Source organism: Psychrobacter proteolyticus (assembly GCF_038155145.1).
GTDB classification, from domain to species: Bacteria; Pseudomonadota; Gammaproteobacteria; order Pseudomonadales; family Moraxellaceae; genus Psychrobacter; species Psychrobacter proteolyticus_B.
In genome coordinates, this window is record NZ_JBAKAY010000001.1 from 244,861 (window position 1) to 267,264 (window position 22,404).

Sequence of the window (22,404 nt, forward strand, 5' to 3'; positions counted from 1 at the left end):
ACTTTTTATTGTCATTGAGGAGAGTCAATGTGATGCTCGTCAATGCTTGTATAGATAAAGCCAGATGATAAGAGTTATGCCTTTAGGTTTTTCATTCTTCTAATGGTATCTATCAACCTTATGGAATGAACAATATGCCCAAACGTTGACCTTTATACCATATCTACCGCATAACTTTAAGCCTCAGGAGCGCTTAGATGTATGGCGATTGGTTATAGTAGTTATAACCAATCACGTATTCTATGCGTAGTAGAGTAAAGCTATGTGATAAATATAAGGGACATTGTGAAGCGCTATACCAGTATATTCGCGAGTTTAATATTCACTAGTTTAGCTAAGCTGGGTTTCAATCCAAGCAGGTAGAGCGCTGATAACCGCTGTACTGTTGCCAGACTTCGGTGCGCCGCCTTGTGCGTAGTCAGGCTTACCACCCCCTTTACCGCCAAGCTCACCTGCCAAATGACGAATAATATCACCAGCCTTCACTTTGGCAGTGACAGATTTTGCGACGCTCGCTGCGAGTGCTAACTGGTCATCTTTATCACCAATCAATACAATCACGCTATCAGGCAGTTTTGATTTGATATCGTCCATCAGCGTACGGATCGACTTACCATCGATACCGCTTAAGGTACTGATAAGAACTGGCGTACCTGCGATCGTTTGTACATCATCAAGTAGATTGGCTGCTTGAGCACTGGCGATTTTTTGCTCTAAGCGCTCTAGTTGTTTTTCTAGGTCGCGTTGCTTATCTGCCATCGTACGCACACGCTGCGCCACTTCAGGACGTTTTACTTTCAGCTGACTTGCCAACTCACTTAGCTGTTGCTCGCTTTGCTGAATATTTTTGACCGCATTCATGCCAGTGACGGCTTCAACTCGGCGGATGCCAGCCGCAATACCAGACTCACTGGTGATTTTTAGCATACCGATATCGCCCGTACGCTGTACGTGCAAGCCACCACATAGCTCGATAGAAAAAGGCTTGCGTTGACCATCGATGATACGGTCTGTACCCATGGTTAGGACTCGAACGTCACTGCCATACTTTTCGCCAAACAGTGCCATAGCGCCTTGGTTCATCGCTTCGTCAATCGACATATGCTCGATAAGGGCAGGGGTGTTGGCTTGAATTTGCTCATTAACGAGACGTTCGACACGCATGATTTCAGCGGCGCTAACAGGCTTATCGTAAGCAAAGTCAAAACGTAGCACTTCGCTTGAGACTAGTGAGCCTTTTTGCGTGACTGCGTCGCCCAATACTTCTCTTAGCGCTGCGTGCAATAGGTGAGTGGCCGAGTGGTTTTTTGCACTGGCTGCACGAATGCTGGACAGTACTTGTGCTTCAGCGGTTTGCTTAGTGCTGATATCACCCATGGTCACGACACCATAATGGATAATCGCCTGACCAGATTTTTTGGTATCTTGCACTTCAAAGACGCCAGATGCTGTACGAATTTCACCAAGCTCACCAACTTGACCACCACCTTCAGCATAAAATGGGGTGCGATCCAATACCACAACGCCTTCCATGCCTTCTGTTAAGCTGTCTGCTGAGTTGCCGTCTTGATAAAGCGCGTCAATAGTCACGCCGTCTTCTTCAAGCTGCTCATAGCCAATAAATGTCGTTGGCGTTTCTACTTGGATGACACTGCTGTAATCGACATCAAACTTGCCAGCATCACGCGCACGCTCACGTTGTGCCTGCATATGCTCATCAAATTCGGCTTCATCAATAGCAATACCACGCTCACGAGTGATATCGGCGGTCAAATCAAGTGGGAAACCATAGGTATCATAAAGCTTAAATGCCGCTTCACCAGATAGCGTATCGCCATCTTGCAAGCCTTCAAGTTCGCTGGCAAGTAAACGTAAGCCTTGTGCCAGTGTTTTAGCAAACTGTGTTTCTTCTTTTTGAATGGCGTTTTCGATGACGCTCTGCTTGTCTTGTAGCTCAGGATAGGCACTGCCCATTTCAGCCACAAGAGGGGCTACCATCTTATAGAAAAACTCACTATCAGCGCCAAGCTTGTTGCCATGACGTACCGCACGACGAATGACACGACGCAATACATAGCCACGACCTTCATTACTTGGCGTGACACCATCAGCAATCAAAAATGCTACCGCACGAATATGGTCGGCGATGACTTTTAGTGATGATTGTTGCTCATTATTGATCTCTAGGATTTCAGCTGCTGCATCCATCAAATGAACAAACAAATCGATTTCGTAGTTGCCATGAACGCCTTGCATGATGGCACTAATACGCTCAAGCCCCATGCCTGTATCGACGCTAGGTGCAGGCAGTGGTAATAGTGTGCCGTCCTTTTGACGATTGAACTGCATGAATACACAGTTCCAAATCTCAATATAGCGATCGCCGTCTTCTTCTGGCGTACCTGGCAGGCCGCCTTCGATATCGGCGCCATGGTCATAAAAGACTTCGGTACAAGGGCCACAAGGACCAGTGTCACCCATTGTCCAAAAGTTATCAGAAGCGTAAGGAGCACCTTTATTGTCACCAATACGAATGATGCGCTCACTCGGGATGCCGATGTTTTTATTCCAAATCTCAAAGGCTTCGTCGTCAGTCTCATAAATAGTGACATAGAGACGATCTTTATCAATCGCTAACCATTTATCTGAGGTCAAAAACTCCCAGATATACTCGATACCTGCTTGCTTGAAATAATCACCAAATGAGAAGTTGCCAAGCATTTCAAAGAAAGTATGATGACGGGCGGTATAGCCGACATTATCCAAATCATTATGTTTGCCGCCAGCACGTACACACTTTTGAGAGGTTACAGCACGTGTATAGTCACGTGGTTCCATACCCAAAAAGGTTTCTTTAAACTGATTCATACCGGCATTGGTAAATAGCAATGTCGGATCATTATGTGGAATCAAGCTAGACGATGAAACTTGGGTGTGCTGCTTGCTTATGAAAAAATCGATAAAGGCTTGGCGAATATCGGCTGAGCGAAATGGCTGGCTCACAGCGGCTCCTTACTGACGGATAGAATTGAGTAAATGACATAAAATAATTTTGCAAGCGATTTTAGCACAAACGCCCAAGCTCTTGGTACAAGAGTTATAACTACTAGGTTATTATACGTATGCTAGTCATTGCCTAATTTATAGAGTATTAAGATTAATTGGTCAAAATGGCCGCATCAGTTTCATCCAATTTGTCTTGTGTGGTTGGATTGGACTCAATCACTTGCACGGGTAGATAGCGTAATTGGAGCTTGATTGGCAAGTACTCTGGGAAATTCTCTGCCATATCATTGGTAATGAGCGTTTCAATCTGGCGAACATCATATGAGCTCGGCAAAGTCTCTCCACGCACGATTGCTCGCACCACTTGATTTTCTTCTGAGGTATCAAACTGTGTATTGGTTAATACATTGCCTTGATCGATAAAGTAGTTGTTGATGGCTTCTTTTACACTACTTTCAAATACTTGCTGCTTGGCATTGGTCTGTAGGTTGATGGTTAAGTAGGCACCTAAGCCGCCAAGTAGTAATAAAGTCACCGCGTTACGCTGCAAAAAAGTCAGATAGGTATTGGATTTATAGTCGTCATCGACCAAACGACGGAAGCCTAATACCCATAATACAAGCGCATTGGTAAACTGGATAGCAAGAATGTTGGTTGCTGCCAATAACAGCGCGCCAAGCCCAAGCTGCATCTCGCCATTAGCGAGCAAGATACCACTAGCAGCCAGTGGTGGCACCAAGGCTGTGGCAACCGCAACGCCAACAACAGCGACTGAAAGATGCGGAGATACCATCGCATAAGCACCAGCAGTACCACCTGCTAAGGCAATCATCAGATCCATGGAAGTAGGCTGGGTACGTGATAGGATTTCTGCCGTTAGCGGTTGATCCTTATGTAGCCAACCAACAATAAAGCCGACCAGCACCACTAATGAGACACCGATGATGACGGTAAAGAGCGACTTACGTAGCAGTGGCATACGGTGATCGATAATCGCTAGCGCTATACCCGTGATAGGGCCTAGCATCATCGCAACCAACATCGCTCCGATGACCACGGCTGCTGAATTGGTCACTAGACCATAACTGGCAATGATGGCAGATAAGATGTTCATGATGAAGTACATCTTGCTAGGCAGGGCGTTTGCCTCAATCCTAACCCGTACTTCTGGGTAATCTACTTTTTGATTACTAAATTGTTCGGCGACAAATTGCTTGTAAGACTCAAGTTTGGCTTCTTTTTCCTCTTGAACCTCATCTTCGTCACTTTCGTTTTCTAGATCGGTTTCTTTACTTTGGTTACCATCTTCTGAGTCATTATTTTGATTGCTATCATCGCGACTAGATGCATTTTTTGTCTTTTGTTGATTGGCTGTTTTGTTATCTGATGACTGTGCTGCGATATTTGTGTTATCAGCAAGGTCATCAGCAAGATCGTCTTCTGCTTCTACCGTTACTTCAGCATCACTATCATCTTGAGCACTTTTTTCTGTTGTTTCCGCCGTATCCGACTGGAAGAAATCGGACTTTTCTTTAGCTTCTATAGTTTCTGATTCTACACTCTCTGATGCTTCAGTATTTGACTGTGACTCAGGTTCTGTCGATTCTAAGGTTGCTACGACCACATCGTCACTGATAGTTTCCATGGTTATCTCAGCGTCAGGTGGCTGCGCACATTCAGTGTCTACTTCGTCATCTGTATCAGTCGATTGTTTATGTTGATTGTCTTCGCTTTCATCATTGTCTACAGCGGCATCATCAACTACTGGGTCACTTGTTGCGTTTTGATTGTGAGAGGCGTCAGTAATGATTGGTGAATCATTTTGATCCACTGAGTTAGGCGCAGTATTTTTTTCAGATGAGGACATAGCAGATAGCGTTCTTAGTAGATAAAGAAAGTCATTATTGTAATGATAAATAGATAAGGATATAGGGGATTCTTGAAAATATAAAAAAGAGTTGAGAGAAAATGGAAGTAGGAACTGATGTTTCTTATGATTAAGTCTAAAACCTTAATAATAGCATGGTTTTTATTCAAAAGTCATTCAATATAGATGCTACAAGGGTTCACGGTAAATACTTACTTTTTTTGTGGAATTAAGGTTAAATATATTATATCCACAATAAAGATAAGGAATAACTTATGAACTGGCCTTTATTTTCTGTCATCTACTCAATGGCAGCTACCGTGACTATCGGACTTTTTATGATTGGTGCTCTCATTACAGGGTTCAATGAGATATTTCATATTCAAATAGCAGTTGGATTGGGTGTTTTGGCTTCGATACCTGCAGGATTATTCTTTACCAAAAAAATTGGCAGTATTACTGGGAATGAGGAAGGCTATAAGACATAAAGGCGAACAGTAAAATATAAAGACAAGTAGTATTATCGATGTAAAGTGGAACCGCCCATCAGCAAATAAAAAAAGACCTCAATATTGAGGTCTTTTTTATCATTAAAAATATCTGCTAACTAGCATCGAAGCTAGATTCAATAAAGTTCTATTTATTGAAGTTCGACAACTGCGCCATTTTCGATATTGGCATAAACTTCTAACACATCCCAGTTGGTCAAACGAACACAACCTGCTGAGCCTTGACGACTGATACCTTCAGGTACTGGTGAGCCATGTAAACCGTAAGAAGGCTTAGATAATCCCATCCAAACGACACCGACTGGGTTGTTTGGTCCTGGTGCTATCATATGAACTTTCTTTTGAGCGCCTTCACCAACGGTTGATTTATACCAAGGCATTTTTACTTTATTGATAATTTTGAACGTGCCTTTTGGAGACGGTGTGGCATCGCTACCAACGGTCGTCGGATAAGTAGCAACCAATTTATCACCATTATAGGCATACAATGTTTTGTCGGCTTTGTTGGCGACTACGCGATTGATACGTTGGTTCAGCTTGTCACGAGTATTTAGCACTGTGATAGTCTCGCCAACAGCATACTTTTTATTCTTGTTGAGTTTGTCTAAGTAACGTACATCCATATGGAAACGTTCACCTAGCATCTCTTTGATATCTTGATAATAAAGACCTTTCATTTTTGACTTCGCTTCTGAACCAGAAGGCGTGGTCGCAAAATTGGTATTGATATCGTCTGCGGTCAACGTATAAGTGACAAGGACAGGTTTATTCGCAGGGATGTTTTTAACCAAGGCATCCCAAGTTTTTTGGTCCATTTTACCAGTCGCTGGCAAGCCTTTCATCGTTTGGAAGTTAACAAGGGCTTTTTTGCTGTTCATACCCCAACCGCCATCAATAGGACCAGGAGAAGCATGGTTCCAATCGAGCAGCGCCTGCATTTTGATCGTCATCGCTGAGTTGACTTTCATATTAGGTGACCAAACAGCACCGTTCACTTGCTTGGCATAGTTCGACAAGTTCAGCGTTGTGTGCTTCTTACCATCTTTGTCTTCGATGTTTTTGATGGTCGGATCATCACTGAAGTCTTGACGCTTCTCACTCTCTGGTAACTCAAAAGCGAGTGGATCAGACGAGTCGATAGATGATAGGTCGCTAGGCGCAGCAACAGCTTGACCTTCACTAATATCATCATTGCGGTCAGCTTGCTCATCTTTGCGCGTCAGTTCTGCTGCACTCATATTGTCAGCAGCTGGGGCTGGCACATTTTGATTGGCTTCTTGCTTATTATTGATAAGCTGGTTCATGCTGTCGACTGGTTTCGCTTTCTCTGTATTTAACTGTACAGTAGCAGCGCCATCTGAGCGACTACGGTTCTCTTGCACATTAAGGCTAACCTTTTTGGCAAGACCTGGCATAGCGTCAGCCATGCGTACTGGCAATGTGCGAGTACTATCGGCAGGTGCAGCAAGTGCGGCTACACTGGCACTTACAGCTGCGATAGATATGGCAGTAATAATTGGCTTTATTTTCATCATATTGAGTCACTTGTGGTTGCTACTAATGCGGCTATTATGCGCATAATTTGATTGCATCGCAAACTTTTGACACATCTTTTTGCATTTAAGACTTGCCAAACGTCAACTGCTGACGTATTCGCTACAGTTGGGTAATAATTTAACGAAGGTGTGTATGGCGTCGTGCTCGATCCTTACGCAAACTGTTCATTATTCGCACTATTTTTTGTGCAAGTAAAAATGACAGTTATTGGCGCTACTAGAGGTTTACGTCTATAATGTATGACTGAATTTTATTTAATATAACGATTTTTAGCAAAAAGCAATTTAACCCGCTAGCAGTTAATCCACAAGGTGCGATATGTCAGAAGACCAAACAATGAGTGCAGAAGAGTTTCAAAACCAATACTTCAACGATGAGTCTGAAGGCTTAGACGGTGAGATGGAGTATGATTTAGAGACTGGACTTCTTGGTGAGCACGATAAATTTGCTAATTTACATGCAGAGCTAAACGAAGCACGTGAGCAGCTCGTCAGTATTCGCGACTTTATTCGTTTTTCAGTCACGCAGCTGCGTAACTACGATGTAGTTGTTGCACAAGGCACGACCGATGAGTTTGCAGAAGCGTCAGCCATTGTCCTGCATTCTTTGTCTCTCGATTGGTCTGCCAATGAGCAGATTTTAGACTGTCGTCTGACCACCTCTGAAAAGCAGTTGGTACTAGGACTGTTAGAAGAGCGTATCGCTGAGCGTAAGCCACTCAGTTATTTGATTAACTTATCGTATTTCTGCGATTTGCCTTTTTATGTTGATGAGCGGGTTCTTATCCCTCGTTCACCGATTGCAGAGTTGATTCGTCAGCAGTTCCATCCATACTTTGAAGTTACCGAATTGGCCAAACCGCTGGGCGTCAGTCCGAACGAAAAGTCAGCGGTATTTTATGATCATGGCTTGGATGTAAAGCAGTTGTCGCAGCCTGAGCGTATCTTGGACTTGTGTACTGGCTCTGGTTGTATCGCAATCGCGCTTGCTACTCGTTTCGTTGATGCGTTGGTCGATGCTGTTGATATCGATAAAGGCGCATTAGAAGTGGCAATGGTCAACGTAGATCATCATGACCTTGGCCATCAAGTAAACGTAATTGAGTCTGATTTGTTTGCCAAGATACCTGCTGAGAACCAGTATGAGCTTATCGTCACCAATCCACCATATGTAGACGCTGCTATCATGGCAGATTTGCCGCCTGAGTTCTTATACGAGCCTGAGCATGCATTAGCAGCTGGTCAAGACGGTTTAGATTTGGTACATCGTATCTTATTTGAAGCGCCAGATTACCTTAGCCCAGATGGTTTACTGATCTGTGAAGTGGGTGACAGTGAATGGGCACTAAAACAAGCCTATCCTGAAATTCAATTTGATTGGTTGAAGTTTGCACATGGTGGGCATGGTGTCTTTGCGATTACCTATGATGAGCTAGTCTCAAACCGTCAATTGTTTGCCTCTTACGTTCAGCTATTAGATAGCCTTCAATAGACAGATATTAGATTAAATAGACATCGGCTTCATGAGTCGAAACTATAAGCAACAAATACAATCACTCATTACAAGCAGTATAATTAACAACCATGAGTGATTGGTCACATAGTCATCAGTAGCGTTTACTTGTTTAAGGACAGTTATGGCAGGCAATAGTATTGGGCAGGTTTTTACGGTTACCACTTGCGGTGAGTCGCATGGGGCAGGCCTTATGGCCATCGTTGATGGCGTACCACCAGGTTTAGCATTATCTGCAGAAGACCTACAAGTAGATTTAGATCGTCGCAAACCGGGTACGTCTAAGTATTCAACCCAGCGCCGTGAGTCTGATGAAGTTGAGATTATCTCTGGCGTATTTGAAGGCAAAACCACAGGTACGTCTATCGGTTTATTGATTCGCAATACCAATCAAAAATCCAAAGACTATAGCGATATCAAAGATACTTTCCGTCCTGGACACGCTGACTATACTTATAGTATGAAATATGGCTTCCGTGACTATCGTGGTGGCGGTCGTTCGTCAGCGCGTGAGACGGCTATGCGTGTAGCAGCTGGTGCTATCGCCAAGAAATACTTGCAAGAACGTTTGGGCGTACAAATCCGTGGTCACGTTACCCAAATCGGCAATGAGCATAGTAATGTCTTAGACCCGAGCCAAATTGACTGGGAGTTTGTAAATAGCAATCCGTTCTTCTGTGCAGACAAAGAAGCGATTGGCCGTTTTGAAACTTTGATTGATAACTTGCGCCGTGAAGGCACTAGCTGTGGCGCGCGCCTTGATATCATTGCGAGCGGTGTACCAGTAGGCTTAGGCGAGCCAGTATTTGATCGTTTAGATGCAGATATTGCTCATGCGATGATGAGTATCAATGCGGTTAAAGGCGTCGAGATTGGCGATGGGATGGCGGTGGCAGGTCAATTCGGACATAGCGCTCGTGATGAGCTGACCCCAGATGGGTTTGCAGCCAATCATGCCGGCGGTGTCTTGGGCGGTATCTCATCAGGTCAAGATATCCGTGTGAGTATTGCTCTAAAACCAACATCTAGCATTACTACTGCTGGCAAGAGCATCAACACTCAAGGTGAAGCAGTCGATATGTTGACTAAGGGGCGTCATGATCCTTGCGTTGGTGTGCGTGCTACGCCCATTGCCGAAGCGATGCTAGCGATTGTAGTGCTTGATCATTATCTGCGTCACCGTGGTCAAAACGCCGATGTGCAGCCGCCAGTACAATCGATTACTTAGTATTTTTGCCTTAGAGTAATCAGCCCTTTGTTGTTTCCAGTGATTTGTTACTAGAAATGATAAAGGGCTTTTTTATGTCTAAATAAAATATAGGTGTTACCTAAATACAATTAATGTGTTGAGCGAGCAAGATATCAGGCTGCCAGTTGATACTCATCGATAGCCACGCACTGCTGATGTCGAAAGACCAGTAACAATCGCTGACTAGGAATCGCTAGCCAATGACCAAACTCAATACTATCGACGCCTTGGCTTGATAAGGTTTGTGCACAGTGATGACGGCTAAGTCCGATTAGGCTCTTGACGATAGGGTTATCCGTTAATTGATGTGACATGAAATTTCTACTCCTAATTTACTTTACGAATTTGACGGTTCAACAGATCCTAGTGCTATCGTAAAACAATGAAGTAGAAATCCTGTGCAGTCATGATGGAAAATTGATGAACTGTTATCAATGTTTATGCTTAAGCTAGTGGTAGGGTGATACTAACCATCACACCAGAACACTGGTTTTTACCAGTATCAGTGTTATCAGCTCTAGCTTCATCAGTGCCAGCTTTATCATCATTGGCATGGACATTATTGATGGCTACCTGACCACCATGATGTTCAATTACTTGCTTCACTAGTGTTAGACCAAGGCCAGTGCCTTTTTTAAGTGTATTACTACTATGGTCAGTTTGCCTCGGCTCAGTCGTTGGATCTGCCGACTCTGTATATAGATCATTGTTGTCTGTGCGATTCGTTGTTTGAGATGAGGGTTGGCTTTGATGAGACAAGCTGAAGTAACGCTCAAATGCTTTTGCGACAGCATATTCGGGTAGCAGCTTACCATCATTGAATATATCGATAGTGACGGTTCGAGCAGTGCTGTGTAGTGAAATACTAACAGTACAATTTGCAAAGTGTATCGCATTATCAAGCACGTTTTGCAGTACCTGTATTAACCAAAACTGGTCAGCATACACACTGGTCGATGCCAGTATTTCTGCTGGCAAGTTTGTAATGTTGGTCACATTCTTATTATCAATATATATATCAATAGGGTATAGATTCTGCTGTTGCTGCTTGGCTGTATTATCTTTGATCAAACTTTGCAAAAGCGGTAATAGGGGAGTCAATTGTCGGTTAAGTTTAAAGGTAGGCTGTTCTACTTTAGCCAGCAACAGTAGGCGGTCGATGAGTTGTTGCATCTTTACGCTTTGTTCACCAACCGTCTCAATAAGCATCTGCCGATCTTCATTATCCAGTTTATTGCCATCTAGTCCATCGTCCTCTAACAGCTCGCTACTAGCGCGTATGGCGGTTAAAGGGCTTTTTAGCTCATGGGTCAAAGTATGGACGTAATCGGTGACATAAGCTCGATTTTCCAATCGATGCTTCATGGCCTCGATGGTATCTGTTAGGCTATTTAATTCATGACCCAGATAGAAATAGGGCTTTTTAGTGTCTTCTGCCAATGCACTAGTATATTGAGTCACCAAGGTAATGCTCTGCTTAAGCCACCATGCTACTAGACCTGCCAGTATAAGGGCAGCGATGCTGATAAGTAGTGCGGTGATGAGCATACGGTTACGTGTGTCATCTAAATAAGGCAATACGCTAGCGACAGGCTTACCCACACTGACCACACCGATGATATCTCCAGACGGATTTTTGATGGGCTGAGCCACATACATGACTGAACCATCGCGCCGCTGATAGTCTCGCAGCGTGCTTCTTGCACCGTATTGTCCTTTTAACGTGAGATAGACATCGTTCCAGCGCCCGTAGTTTTGCCCTTCATTATTATCAGGTTTGGGTAGAGAATCATAAATGACTATGCCGCTACTGTCTGTCACATATACGCGAAAGCTACTGTAGCTTTTGGTTTGATCGACAGGACTGAGTATTTCATCCATCGCTGGCATGCCGACAAATGCAGCATCAAGTTGCGCTTGATACTCCTCATCATATAATTGTCCTGTAGATAAAGGCACCTGTAAACTGGCCGCGAGTAATTTACTGGTGTCTAGGAGCGTGTCTTCGATGACTTGTTGCGCTGTTGGCTTGACGTAGCCAAACAATTGAGTAAACACGACCACGCCGCATATGACAAGCACCAACGCAACGGCTAGCCAAATTCTAAAAAATATACTTAAATTGAGCAGTCGTTTGCGTTTGGGAGCTTGCTGAGCAGTACCAATGGGGTGCAGTTTGGCATACCAATTGCTTTGGTCGTTATGAATATCATTCTCAGCAGGATTGGTTTTATTATTCATAAACTAGCAGCCACTGTTAAGCTGGACATAGTGCATAACCCAGTCCGCGATGCGTATGAATGACATCGACATTAGCATCTACCATAGCGAGCTGTTTACGAATTGACTTAATATGACTGTCTATAGTTCGCGCCAAACGGTGGTCAGGATAGTCGCTTACTGCGCTAAGCAACTGCTCACGGCTAAAGACTTGCTGCGGCGCTTGTAATAGTGTCAGTAAAATTTTGCGTTCTGTATTACTAAGCTCAAGCTTTTGCTCTTGCCACGTTAATGAATAGTTCAGCGGTTGATAATGCCAAACGCCAGATTGGTTATCAAACGTTAATGCTTGTCCTGAAAGATTATTCGAGGAAGTATTATCCGTACTTTCATTTGAGTTTGTGGTATGAGAGCCTGACTGCTGAATCAGCTGTTCACGTCGCCAAATGGCTTTTAAACGCGCGACCAACTCACGTGGACTAAAGGGTTTGGCGCAATAATCATCACCGCCCATCTCCAATCCCAAAATCCGATCGATCTCATCGCTACGCGCGGTCAAAAACACGATAGGCAAATCTTTTAAGGCGTCGATATCAGGTGTATGACGTATTTTCTGACATAGACTTAAGCCGTCACCGTCTGGCAGACCGACATCCATAATGATCGCCGATAGATCTTGTGCTTCATGACTATGCAGCATGGGTAGCACGCTACTGGCATTGTCCAGCCAAGTTATCTGCCAGCCTTCGCGCTTGCAAGTAACCTTAAGCGACATTGCGATCGCAGGATCATCTTCTACCAGTAAAATATGGGTCATAGTCTCTACATCGTCTATAGGCTTAGTAAATTATCGTAGCACAAAACAGCAGACTGCTCTTGCTGCCACGAGTTAAATGGTGTGAAAAGTTAATGGAAAAGTAGGGTGCTCAGTAGATAGCGTGCGATGTAATTATTTTAATACATTCAATAAAAAGGTCAGCTCAATAGATAAGCTGGCCTTGGTAACGAAGATTAAGCATGACTGTCTATTAATAGACTAAGCGAAAACCTATTTAAGACCTTTGCAGTTGGCATAGTAGCTCACTGTAGCGGGCCAATCTGAAAAAATGCCTTGGACACCGACGTCCTGCGCTAGTACGTCAATATAATTCATCATATCACCGTCATTGTTGATAGCATCACCAAGACCGCTATAGTACCAATCGCCACCATCCGTTAATGGCCCTGAACGCTCTATCGACCAAGTAATGATTTTTAGACCATTGGCTTTGGCTTGTTTTGCGTATTCTGATGGTTGCATATTTCCCTTACCATCAGTAGTGACTAGCAACCAAAGTGCTGGAGCAATGGTGTTAATGCCGCGTGCTTTGATATCAGCCAATGAGTGCTTCCAAGTGGTTGCGTCATTTTTATCAAATGTTTTATTCTTAGCGGTCTCATTGCTATCATCAATCAGATAAACGGCATTAGCCCCATAAGCTGGCTCGTTTTTGATCCAGTAATCCAGATCTTCTATATTGAATGTCTGGGCAAATACATCGCTTGCAGGTACATTTGCTGCCTTATAAGTATCTATCAGCTGTTGGCGATAATCGTCCAAACGATAGCCGTTAAACGGCATAGTCACTACAGGTGCTTTTAGCTCAGGCGTGTGCTTCATACCCAGCTTGCGAGCCAACGCGATATGCTCTTTCAAGGTTAACACTTTGCCGTTTTGCGAGTATAAGTCCGTTCGCCAAGGCGCGGTTGCATTCATATATTCACTAATACTGGTTGCTTTTTTATTGGCAGCATCCATCTTACCCGTCAAGGTTTTAAACTGAGCGGCACTGATATCTGAGGTACGGCATTCGATACTATCGGCATTGGTAAGTTTGCCTGTAGCGTCCAATATGGGCGGTACAGTGCATTGCTTGGCTATTGGCGTGGTTAGAATATTGGTAGTGGTGTGTAAATCATTTTGGGCATGACGACAGACAAGCTCACCATCATTGGTAAAAGCGACATCACATTCCAAGATGCCAGCACCCATTTGTGCTGACGCCACGTAGCTATCATAAGTATGTTCAGGAAGCTGTAATGGCGCACCTCGATGCGCAATAGAGAAGTCTGTCTTACTTGGCAGTTGCCCTCTGCATGCCTGTAGCTCTTCTTTTAGTGGTCCCTCATCCATATCATTTATCAGATAAAATGGTCGCACTCCATAGGTATAGGCGACAGGTGAGGACGATTGTGATTGTGGTTGCGCTGTCGATAAAGAGGCTTTTGATGTGAGCGTTGAGCGGCTATCGGTAGTGCAGCCTACTATCAGTAATGAGCTGATCAGCGTTAAAGGTAAGGCGAGATTAATCTTATTAACCTTAGCCAGCGTCTGCTTACTCAGCTCAAGCGCTGATTTATTAGAAATTGTCATGTAAAATGTTCCTGCAAAATTATAAAAAAATCCCATCGGACGTATGGATAGGAATTGAAAAATTAACGTTTGACTATTGGTTGCTACTTGCCAAAAGAAATAAAGAGTTGTGCGTTCTTGTAAGAACTTAGTTTGGTAAGAGCTTAGTCTTGTAAGAACTTAGCATTAATACGGATACAATTGTAGGCACATGTACTAAAGAATAAGCAGCTGACAGTATTTGAGCTTGACAGTTTTAAGCTTGATAGTATTGAGCTTATCGGTCGTAAGATCATACGTGTCTTCTTGTACTGTTCTCATTTTTGCTATTGTCCGTTTAGTACCTCACTATTGACCATGCTCTCAAACTAACAGATGATATTGACCATATAATGACACACACATTATTTTGGCAAAAAAGATAGAAATGCTTAAGGCATATCTCACTACATTATTAAGGATAACTATGAGTAACTATTTAGACGCAGTCGTCGTTGAGCACAACCCCTCTCAAAAAAAGATAGATCGCGCAGTGATTTGGCTACATGGCCTAGGTGCTAGCGGTCATGATTTTGAGCCAGTTGTACCGCAGCTTGGGTTGGCTGATGATATGGCAGTACGTTTTATCTTCCCACATGCCCCTAAACGTCCAGTCACGGTAAATGGTGGCATGGTGATGCCAGCATGGTACGACATCATAGAGATGAGTCTGGAGCGTAAAGTAGATGTGGCTCAGATTGAAGAGTCTGCTCAGCAGATACAAGATTTGATCAGTCGTGAGATAGAGCGCGGCGTGTTACCAGAGCATATCGTCATCGCAGGGTTTTCGCAGGGCGGGGCAGTTGCGTATCATGTGGCACTTGGCTATCCAAAACGTTTGGCTGGTTTGATGACGCTCTCTACGTACTTAGCGACCAATGACAATATTGAATATAGTGCTGCCAATAAAGACATGCCGATTTTGATTGAACATGGTTCTCATGATCCAGTCGTGCCTGTCATCCTAGGTGAGCAAGCCCAGCAGTTATTGTCGGCAAAGGACTATAATGTGTCTTACAATACTTATCCAATGGCGCATCAGGTCTGTATGCCGCAGATCCAAAATATCGGTAAATGGTTAAACACTGTTTTGGCGTAAATTATTAAGCTGTAACGTAATGTAATGCAGGCTACTTATAGGTTGAAACCTAACCGATATCTCCTATATAATAGCCAGTCTTATTGGGGATGTTCTGGCTTCGACGCTGGTGATGAAACTCAATGATGCATGTCGAGAGTGTATGTCCTCTCGTTAATCAAACATATATTGTTATAGTCGCAAACGACGAAACTTACGCTCTAGCAGCTTAAACCCTGCTTACTTAGTTGCTGATCACCTACAGTTGGTTAACTAAGTTGAAGCGTCCGCATGTAGGCTCGCCACAAGTGATTGTCTCAATTGCTTGGGTTCAAAAGTAGAGAATCGTCCAATCCATCCTGACTGTCGGATCGGTGCGGATTAAAACTAAAGACAGAAACTAAACATGTAGATTCATGAGCGTAATGCTGGCGGACGCGGGTTCAACTCCCGCCATCTCCACCAAATATTAAAAATCCGATCACTTAGGTGGTCGGATTTTTTTTGTCTAAATTTTATGGTTAATTAAAAAACAATGATGCTGACAAATTTTTGATAAGAAAATAAAAACTATTTATATAGAGTAATCATTACGTCTTTGAAGTTGAATCGCAATTTTTTGTTGCCTATGGAGAACATAATATTAACTTGTCTTAAAGAATAATTCTGATTATTCTTAGTTGAGGCCTATTCTTTGCATCAGGCGATGCATTAGCAAGAATAAGCGGACTTTCAAATAACTACAGGGAATGTATTATGTTAGGAAAAATGATGTATCAGCCATTGCTGATCAGTGGTCTAATCGAACACGCTGCCCGTTATCATGGCGATACGGCGGTTTTGTCCAAAGAAGTCGACGGACAGATGACTCATACCAATTGGCGTACTGTCTCAGATAACTCAAAACGATTGGCCAATGCGTTGGCTACACTGGGACTTAAATCATCAGAACGCATAGCGACCTTGGCTTGGAATAATCGTCGTCATCTAGAAGCTTGGTATGCGATTTCAGGTAGTGGCATGGTTTGCCATACTATCAATCCACGTTTGTTCCCCGAGCAGCTTAGCTACATTATCAATGACGCTGATGATCGTGTGCTATTTTTTGATACTACTTTCCTACCGTTAATTATGGCAATCAAAGAGCATATCAAAAGTGTTGAACACTTCATTTGTCTAAGTGATCGAGATGATAGTATTGTCGAAAAACTGCCTAATGTACTGTTCTTTGATGAGTTATTAGCAGAAAACTCGACTGACTTTGACTGGCCTCAATTCGATGAAGCAACAGCCAGCTCTTTATGCTACACCTCAGGAACTACTGGTAACCCTAAAGGGATTTTATATACGCATCGATCTTCTGTGCTACATGCAATGGCATTATGCATGCCTGATGTCTCCGCGCTCTCTGCACAAGATGTTTTGTTACCCGTGGTACCGATGTTCCATGTCAATGCGTGGGGCACACCTTACGCGGCTGCCTTGACTGGTTGCTCTCTCATACTTCCTGGTCCAAATCTCGATGGTGACAGCCTAGTATCTCTCATTGATGATTGTCATGTCACGGTTGCTCTAGGGGTTCCAACGATTTGGCAAAGTCTATTGACCGCTGCCAAAGCCAGAGGCAGTAAGCTTGATAGTATGACGCGTACCATTGTCGGAGGAGCGGCATGTCCACCATCGGTAATCAAAACGTTTAGAGAGGATTTTAATTGTGATGCAGTACATGGTTGGGGTATGACAGAAACCAGCCCACTTGGAACGATGAATCAAATAAAAGCCAAGCATAAATCGCTGAGTAAAGATGAGATTAATGAGTTGCGTAACTCTCAAGGTCGTCCACCCTACGGCGTTCAGCTACGTCTCATAGATACTGACGAGCCGCTACAGCGAGTCGAAGAAGATGGTATGTCTCAAGGACGTTTGCAAATCAAAGGGCATTGGATCATCAACGATTATTACACAGAAAATCCTGATGCGATAACTGAAGACGGTTGGTTCGACACAGGTGATATTGCAACCATTGATGCTGATGGCTATATGAATATTCGGGATCGCTCAAAAGATTTGATTAAATCTGGTGGAGAGTGGATATCGTCAGTAGAGCTAGAAAACATCGCAGTCGCCCATCCGCAGATAAGAATGGCAGCCGCTATTGCTGCAAAGCATAAAAAATGGAGCGAGCGTCCAGTATTGATTGTGGTGAAAGAACCAGATTCAGAAATCGACGAGTCGCAAGTACTGAGCTTTTACGAAGGTAAAATCGCCAGCTGGCAAATACCCGATAAAGTCATATTTGTAGATAACATCGTGCTGAATGGCGCTGGGAAAATGGTCAAAAAGGATTTGCGTGATGACTATGGCAACGTATTGTTGGATAGCTGATTTAGCTGTTAAAAGTGAAGACTGATAATACCATTTGAAGAGCTTGGTATATAAGTTAGATAAATTTCTTAAAGTTATCATATGGTCTTAAATATTGCACAGCCTCTAATATTAGGGGCTGTGCTGTTTTACAAAGTCGCATAATATTATGTAATGTCACTTTAAGTAGATAGGAGTGACAAAAATAAGAGTGATATAAAAAATTAGCAGGATCGAATAATGGATCGACAGTCAGATAGCTGCTTGTATAGACTGAAGCTATCTAACAGTTTGGACTGTACAGAGTAAGGCAGTTTGTTTTTTTGTCAGGATTTAATTGCTTCACAAGTGTAACTAGGTTGCCTTTATTCTTCGCTTGAAGTATGCCTCAAAATTACCCATGCAGCATACTATAGAACAGCTAATCTAATTGACTGCTAAACATTGAAAACACAAATATTAATAGTTTACATGAACCGTTACCGTATCAGAGTAGCTATCTGGGGTGAAGTCGGCGCTAGGCACAATAACGTATATGTTTTTTGTTTTAACTTCGCCAGTACCAACATCTACTGCCCAATTTCCTTTTCCATCGCCCCAAGGTATGCGTCCACTTTCACTATCCCGCTGCAGTTGATAGGGTACTTGGTCGGGATTGTTACCGGTGCCACTCATGAAGCTCCTCCCATCATTATTTCCGGCAGCGTTGAAAAGAGTCAAGCCGATTGTATAGGGAGCAGTATTTGTACAGGTCACACCGATACTACTACTACCCTCGATATTAAGCTTGTTTGCTGGGACATTTCCCAAGTTGACATTGGCGGGAGGGGTAGTGATTTTACATTCATTAACAACATTGGCTTCAACGGTAAATGAGAAGGAACTGGTTCCTTGGGGTTCTGATAAGCATTGTTTTGTGTCACTACTAGAACCAACGGTTACGTACGTCAATGCTGTATTAACATCAGCAAAAGTGGCAATATATTTGTCTGCTTTAGCAGCATTATTGTTATATAGTAGAGATACTCCAACAACGGTTGTTTTAATGGTTGGTGTAGTAGTACCTGGCGCTACGCTGAAGAAATCAATAAACTCCGTACCACCCACGATGCGATTGCCCCAAGTAGCATTACTCATATCATTAAGTGTCATGTCAAAATTTAAATTTGAACCATCACCCCCAGTCAGATGACGTGGACTGATTTGAGAAGTATTATTGGTACCACCATCAACACCAATACAGACGGATGCCCACTGGGTGACATTAGACGTATTAGTGCAACTGTAAGTCAGTGTTTGCTCGACGCTTGCATTGTTGGCATTGCCAAGAGTAATCGTACCAAGATTAGATGAGACAAAGCTGTCTACTTGGCAAGTAAGTGCTTGCGCATTTGATGGGAGCCATAACGCAACTGGCAGCAATAACAAACCGTAACGCCATTGAAGTAATTTCATCATGGTTGTACCTTTTGACAAATGAGGGGGCCGATGAGTGGAATCTCATTACCCTGCTTGGAATAATCAAAGCTAACCGTGCAAACATCACCCGAGGGGGTAGTTAACTCAAGCGTATTGTGTTCATCAAGCGTGTCGAGATATACCTCACCATCAAAGCCAATGATGGTCGATGGCACTTCCTTGTTGCTAAGCTGACGTACTTGACTGCCAAGTGAGAGCGGTTGTTTATTACTATCTGTTAGGATAACTGACGCCGAACGTACGGGCGTGATATCAAAACCGACAAGAATACCAGCAAGCTCGGTCGGTGTGGCATTTATGTCTACTTTGTCAATACGCAGGTCTGCTGGCAGTTGCATAGGGTCAATGCCAATCTTATTTTCTTGATAGGCATTCAATGGTGTTACCAACAATAGACCTTTACTATTGGTCGTGCCGATGGGACTGTTCTGTAAAGAGACAGGTATATCGGCGATACCATTTGTAGAAACTACGGCAAAGCCACTGTTTATCTGTCGAGCAGCAAACAAGCCACCGCCCATCGCAACTACGGCGCCTGTAGCACTTGCATAGCTTGCGTAGTCACCATTGTTGCTACTGATACCCGCTCGTGCTTGACCGTAGCGTCCAAGGTAATTCAGCTCGGCAAGACCGCTAGTGTCATCCTCTCTATCCGTACTACCTTCTAGGCTATGACGTGCTTGAGCCCGCCACCCAATACCACCTGCATTCGGAGCAGATCGCGAAACATCAGATGAGAAAACGGTGCTATTATCGGTGTGCTGTACACTGTTGCTCAGCGAAATATTGCGATCCAGTGATAAGGATGCGCTAAGAGAGGCGCTGTTATTAGCAGAATCATTAATATCATGATTGTAGTTGGCGCTTAAGCTTAATCTGCGACCAAAGGATTTAGACCAGTAGGCGCTAGCAAATTGTGTGGTCTCATGCTCAGCCTGCGCTACCTGATTATAACTCACACCAAAACGGCCTAAAGACTTTGTACTATAACCAGTTGAGACTTGCTCACTTCGACGAGCAGAAGCAGAGCCGTATTGTGTGCCTACATCGCGGTAATCGTCAATAGTACCCATGGCATTGATACCAATATTCAAGCGACTGTTATTCCATGAGTAGTTTGTACTGTATTGTATGCCATCTTGACCTTGGCTCTTGCTGCCCGCTAATGAGGCGAATAATATACCGCCTGATCTACCAAGCAGCCACGTGCCACCAACACCCGCATTACTCAGGCCATTGGTGACTTCAGCATGAGCTTCTACAGTAAAGCGGTCATTCATGCCATAACGCCACGTTCCACTAGCAGCAATATTGCTACCATAATCAAAAGAATCAATGCCATAGTTTTCTCGCACTGCGCCAAGCTCTATGGACCAGTCAGACAGGCCGGACTGTAGTAACCGATGCGCATCATATAAAGAAAAATTAAGCGTCGTGCTTTGCCCTAACACGTCGGTCACCACCAGCTGGGCGGTGCCTGCCCCACTAAAGCTTGGCGCTGTATTAAGCTCGAATGGTCCAGCGGGTACATCACCACTGTATTGTTTGAGACCATTGACATAAAGCTCTACCGCTGAGGGTAGGGTGGCTGTGCCAAAAAATGAAGGCAATGGTGTGGTTGATCTATAGGGTTGAAGGGAGAAATTGGTGCCAATTTGTAGACCACCCAAGCGCGTAGGTCGTGTCCATGACAACGCACTCGTGAGAATATCGCCTGCACGAACCGTAATTAGCTTATCTGGAAATGACTGACTCCAGCTAGTATCCAGACGTACGCTACGACTATCCCAGTCATTGCTATCAGTATAACTATTCGCGTTAGTCAAAGCAGTAGAGCTGAGTACACCAAACGTGTTAAACGCGCGCAGTTCAGTATAAACGCTTAAATTTCTCGCGCTATTTTGAGTTTGGGTGCCGTAAACATTATAGTTGAGCAATATACCAGAAGATGATGTGGGCTGAGGGCGCTTGTTGGTACGCGTGTTACGGACAGTGGTGTCTAAATTGAGCATACTTAGAGGCGCGATAAGTCGCAAGGATTGCTGCCGAGCATCATAATCAATATTGAGATCAAGTAAGCTATTCAGGAGTATGGCGTCGGTCGTATCGGCAGGTACTATAAAGCCAAGCTGTTGTAGAATGGTCTTGCTAGCCCAGAGTTGATCATCACGATAATAGAAATGAGTCAAGCCTGCACTAGCACCATTTAGAGTAACGTCTAGATATAGATCTAACCCAAATTCATCGTCGCCAGAGTTGTAGCTGTCTAAGTTGAGTTGGGTAAGTTCGTTTTCGTCAATGCCTATAGCAACATCATTTAGGTCTACGGCGTGACTGGCTGATACTGCCACGCACTGTAGAAAAACTGCTTTAGCGAATGGATGTGTCCATCGTGACGTTTGGTGTCGTCTGAGTGCCATTCATCATAACCTTGAATTTACCGCCTGCCGCCAAGGCAGAGGGCGGTATTTTCAGCGTCCAGTTCATAGTAGCATCAGGTAAGACATAACCTAGCAGCCCTGGATTGATCACCGTGCTATTACCTGCTGTATCCACAAAGCTCAGTTTAGCCAACTGGGCATGACCATTGCCACTGTTGCTGACGCGGAGTTTTATCGCTTTGCCATCTGGTTGCAGATGTGTACTCCACTGCAACTGTGGACTGGTTTCAGTAACCCCTATCGGCTGTACAAAGACGGGGAGTGAATAGCTTAGCGCAAATTGCAAGCCTGTCGTTTGGTTGGCAGACTTGATTGGCAATTCATTAACCAAAATACGATAAGCGGCCTCCACAGCATCTGTACCTTGCGGTGGTGCTTTCGCACGAATGATTCGAATGAGTTGTTTTTCACCCGGTTTCAGCTCAATCATCGGTGGACTGGCCAATAGTCCTCGAGAGGGAGTAAGCTGATCGCCTTGTTCATCCTGTAACCATTGATACACGCGTACTTGCGCATGTACTATATTGTTACCGGAATTACTAAGGGTCAGACCATTGGCAGTCTCGCGAGCTTGTAGGCTCAACGAGATGGGAGAGACCTGTAATCCACTCGCCACTGCCAAACTAGATGACAATAGCAAGGCTGAAATAAAAATAGGTCGGGCAGCGCAGCGTAACCAAATACTTAGCAT

The 22,404-nt window shown here is 43.9% G+C and carries 15 protein-coding genes and 1 other RNA gene; 6 read left to right on the forward strand and 10 right to left on the reverse strand.

The features are described from left to right. Positions 1-330: 330 nt before the first annotated feature. Both alaS and V6252_RS00970 read right to left on the reverse strand, forming a co-directional pair. Positions 331-3,003 carry an alanine--tRNA ligase gene (gene alaS / locus V6252_RS00965; RefSeq protein WP_341608921.1) on the reverse strand — a complete coding sequence of 891 codons (2,673 nt, stop codon included), beginning with the start codon at positions 3,001-3,003 and terminating at the stop codon, positions 331-333. Positions 3,004-3,157: 154 nt separating this feature from the next. Beyond that, positions 3,158-4,873, reverse strand: coding sequence for a DUF389 domain-containing protein (locus tag V6252_RS00970; RefSeq protein WP_341608922.1), 1,716 nt, complete (start codon positions 4,871-4,873; stop codon positions 3,158-3,160). Between the two features lie 275 nt (positions 4,874-5,148). Here V6252_RS00970 and V6252_RS00975 point away from each other — a divergent pair, with 275 nt between their 5' ends. After that, a complete protein-coding gene (locus V6252_RS00975; RefSeq protein WP_238053175.1) occupies positions 5,149-5,361 on the forward strand; it encodes a hypothetical protein in 213 nt (70 codons plus the stop codon). A 152-nt stretch (positions 5,362-5,513) separates the two neighbouring features. Here V6252_RS00975 and V6252_RS00980 read toward each other — a convergent pair whose 3' ends face one another. Continuing rightward, complete coding sequence (locus V6252_RS00980; RefSeq protein ID WP_341608923.1) at positions 5,514-6,917, reverse strand: L,D-transpeptidase family protein; 1,404 nt, start codon at positions 6,915-6,917, stop codon at positions 5,514-5,516. Positions 6,918-7,257: 340 nt separating this feature from the next. On the opposite strand from V6252_RS00980, the gene prmB reads away from it, so the two are divergent. After that, positions 7,258-8,430, forward strand: coding sequence for a 50S ribosomal protein L3 N(5)-glutamine methyltransferase (gene prmB / locus V6252_RS00985; protein WP_341608924.1), 1,173 nt, complete (start codon positions 7,258-7,260; stop codon positions 8,428-8,430). A gap of 145 nt (positions 8,431-8,575) precedes the next feature. Next, positions 8,576-9,679: a chorismate synthase gene (gene aroC / locus V6252_RS00990; protein WP_341608925.1), complete on the forward strand. Its 1,104-nt coding sequence runs from the start codon at positions 8,576-8,578 to the stop codon at positions 9,677-9,679. A 134-nt stretch (positions 9,680-9,813) separates the two neighbouring features. Here aroC and V6252_RS00995 read toward each other — a convergent pair whose 3' ends face one another. The 4 genes from V6252_RS00995 to V6252_RS01010 all read right to left on the reverse strand — a co-directional run bounded on the left by V6252_RS00995 (position 9,814) and on the right by V6252_RS01010 (position 14,333). Further along, positions 9,814-10,014, reverse strand: coding sequence for a hypothetical protein (locus tag V6252_RS00995; protein WP_191114958.1), 201 nt, complete (start codon positions 10,012-10,014; stop codon positions 9,814-9,816). A 130-nt stretch (positions 10,015-10,144) separates the two neighbouring features. Continuing rightward, on the reverse strand, positions 10,145-11,941 hold the full coding sequence (gene creC, locus V6252_RS01000; RefSeq protein WP_341608926.1) for a two-component system sensor histidine kinase CreC: 1,797 nt from the start codon (positions 11,939-11,941) through the stop codon (positions 10,145-10,147). Positions 11,942-11,957: 16 nt separating this feature from the next. Then, positions 11,958-12,737 carry a response regulator gene (locus V6252_RS01005; protein ID WP_341608927.1) on the reverse strand — a complete coding sequence of 260 codons (780 nt, stop codon included), beginning with the start codon at positions 12,735-12,737 and terminating at the stop codon, positions 11,958-11,960. 231 nt (positions 12,738-12,968) lie between these two features. Next, positions 12,969-14,333 (reverse strand): glycerophosphodiester phosphodiesterase family protein, encoded by a 1,365-nt coding sequence (locus tag V6252_RS01010; RefSeq protein ID WP_341608928.1) that lies wholly within the window; start codon positions 14,331-14,333, stop codon positions 12,969-12,971. Between the two features lie 445 nt (positions 14,334-14,778). On the opposite strand from V6252_RS01010, the gene V6252_RS01015 reads away from it, so the two are divergent. The 3 genes from V6252_RS01015 (at position 14,779) to V6252_RS01025 (ending at position 17,814) form a co-directional block, all read left to right on the forward strand. After that, positions 14,779-15,450 (forward strand): alpha/beta hydrolase, encoded by a 672-nt coding sequence (locus V6252_RS01015; RefSeq protein WP_341608929.1) that lies wholly within the window; start codon positions 14,779-14,781, stop codon positions 15,448-15,450. Positions 15,451-15,535: 85 nt separating this feature from the next. Further along, positions 15,536-15,894: a transfer-messenger RNA gene (gene ssrA, locus V6252_RS01020) on the forward strand. Positions 15,895-16,185: 291 nt separating this feature from the next. Next, complete coding sequence (locus V6252_RS01025; protein WP_341608930.1) at positions 16,186-17,814, forward strand: long-chain-fatty-acid--CoA ligase; 1,629 nt, start codon at positions 16,186-16,188, stop codon at positions 17,812-17,814. 438 nt (positions 17,815-18,252) lie between these two features. Here the strand turns inward: V6252_RS01025 and V6252_RS01030 are convergent, their stop codons facing one another. From V6252_RS01030 to V6252_RS01040, 3 genes are read right to left on the reverse strand one after another with little or no spacing between them, the layout of a single operon-like run. Further along, a complete protein-coding gene (locus V6252_RS01030; RefSeq protein ID WP_341608931.1) occupies positions 18,253-19,251 on the reverse strand; it encodes a Csu type fimbrial protein in 999 nt (332 codons plus the stop codon). Next, positions 19,248-21,692, reverse strand: a complete 2,445-nt coding sequence (locus V6252_RS01035) for a fimbria/pilus outer membrane usher protein (protein WP_341608932.1) — start codon at positions 21,690-21,692, stop codon at positions 19,248-19,250. The genes V6252_RS01030 and V6252_RS01035 overlap by 4 nt, the downstream gene beginning before the upstream one ends. Continuing rightward, a complete protein-coding gene (locus V6252_RS01040) occupies positions 21,643-22,404 on the reverse strand; it encodes a fimbrial biogenesis chaperone (RefSeq protein WP_341608933.1) in 762 nt (253 codons plus the stop codon). The genes V6252_RS01035 and V6252_RS01040 overlap by 50 nt, the downstream gene beginning before the upstream one ends.

Excerpts from the sequence above, each read along its gene's own strand:
- V6252_RS00970 (WP_341608922.1), bottom strand. The coding sequence starts at position 4,873 with ATGTCCTCATCTGAAAAAAATACTGCGCCTAACTCAGTGGATCAAAAT.
- V6252_RS00975 (WP_238053175.1), top strand. The coding sequence starts at position 5,149 with ATGAACTGGCCTTTATTTTCTGTCATCTACTCAATGGCAGCTACCGTG.
- V6252_RS00980 (WP_341608923.1), bottom strand. The coding sequence starts at position 6,917 with ATGATGAAAATAAAGCCAATTATTACTGCCATATCTATCGCAGCTGTA.
- prmB (WP_341608924.1), top strand. The coding sequence starts at position 7,258 with ATGTCAGAAGACCAAACAATGAGTGCAGAAGAGTTTCAAAACCAATAC.
- aroC (WP_341608925.1), top strand. The coding sequence starts at position 8,576 with ATGGCAGGCAATAGTATTGGGCAGGTTTTTACGGTTACCACTTGCGGT.
- V6252_RS00995 (WP_191114958.1), bottom strand. The coding sequence starts at position 10,014 with ATGTCACATCAATTAACGGATAACCCTATCGTCAAGAGCCTAATCGGA.
- creC (WP_341608926.1), bottom strand. The coding sequence starts at position 11,941 with ATGAATAATAAAACCAATCCTGCTGAGAATGATATTCATAACGACCAA.
- V6252_RS01005 (WP_341608927.1), bottom strand. The coding sequence starts at position 12,737 with ATGACCCATATTTTACTGGTAGAAGATGATCCTGCGATCGCAATGTCG.
- V6252_RS01010 (WP_341608928.1), bottom strand. The coding sequence starts at position 14,333 with ATGACAATTTCTAATAAATCAGCGCTTGAGCTGAGTAAGCAGACGCTG.
- V6252_RS01015 (WP_341608929.1), top strand. The coding sequence starts at position 14,779 with ATGAGTAACTATTTAGACGCAGTCGTCGTTGAGCACAACCCCTCTCAA.
- V6252_RS01025 (WP_341608930.1), top strand. The coding sequence starts at position 16,186 with ATGTTAGGAAAAATGATGTATCAGCCATTGCTGATCAGTGGTCTAATC.
- V6252_RS01030 (WP_341608931.1), bottom strand. The coding sequence starts at position 19,251 with ATGATGAAATTACTTCAATGGCGTTACGGTTTGTTATTGCTGCCAGTT.
- V6252_RS01035 (WP_341608932.1), bottom strand. The coding sequence starts at position 21,692 with ATGGCACTCAGACGACACCAAACGTCACGATGGACACATCCATTCGCT.
- V6252_RS01040 (WP_341608933.1), bottom strand. The coding sequence starts at position 22,404 with ATGCTAAGTATTTGGTTACGCTGCGCTGCCCGACCTATTTTTATTTCA.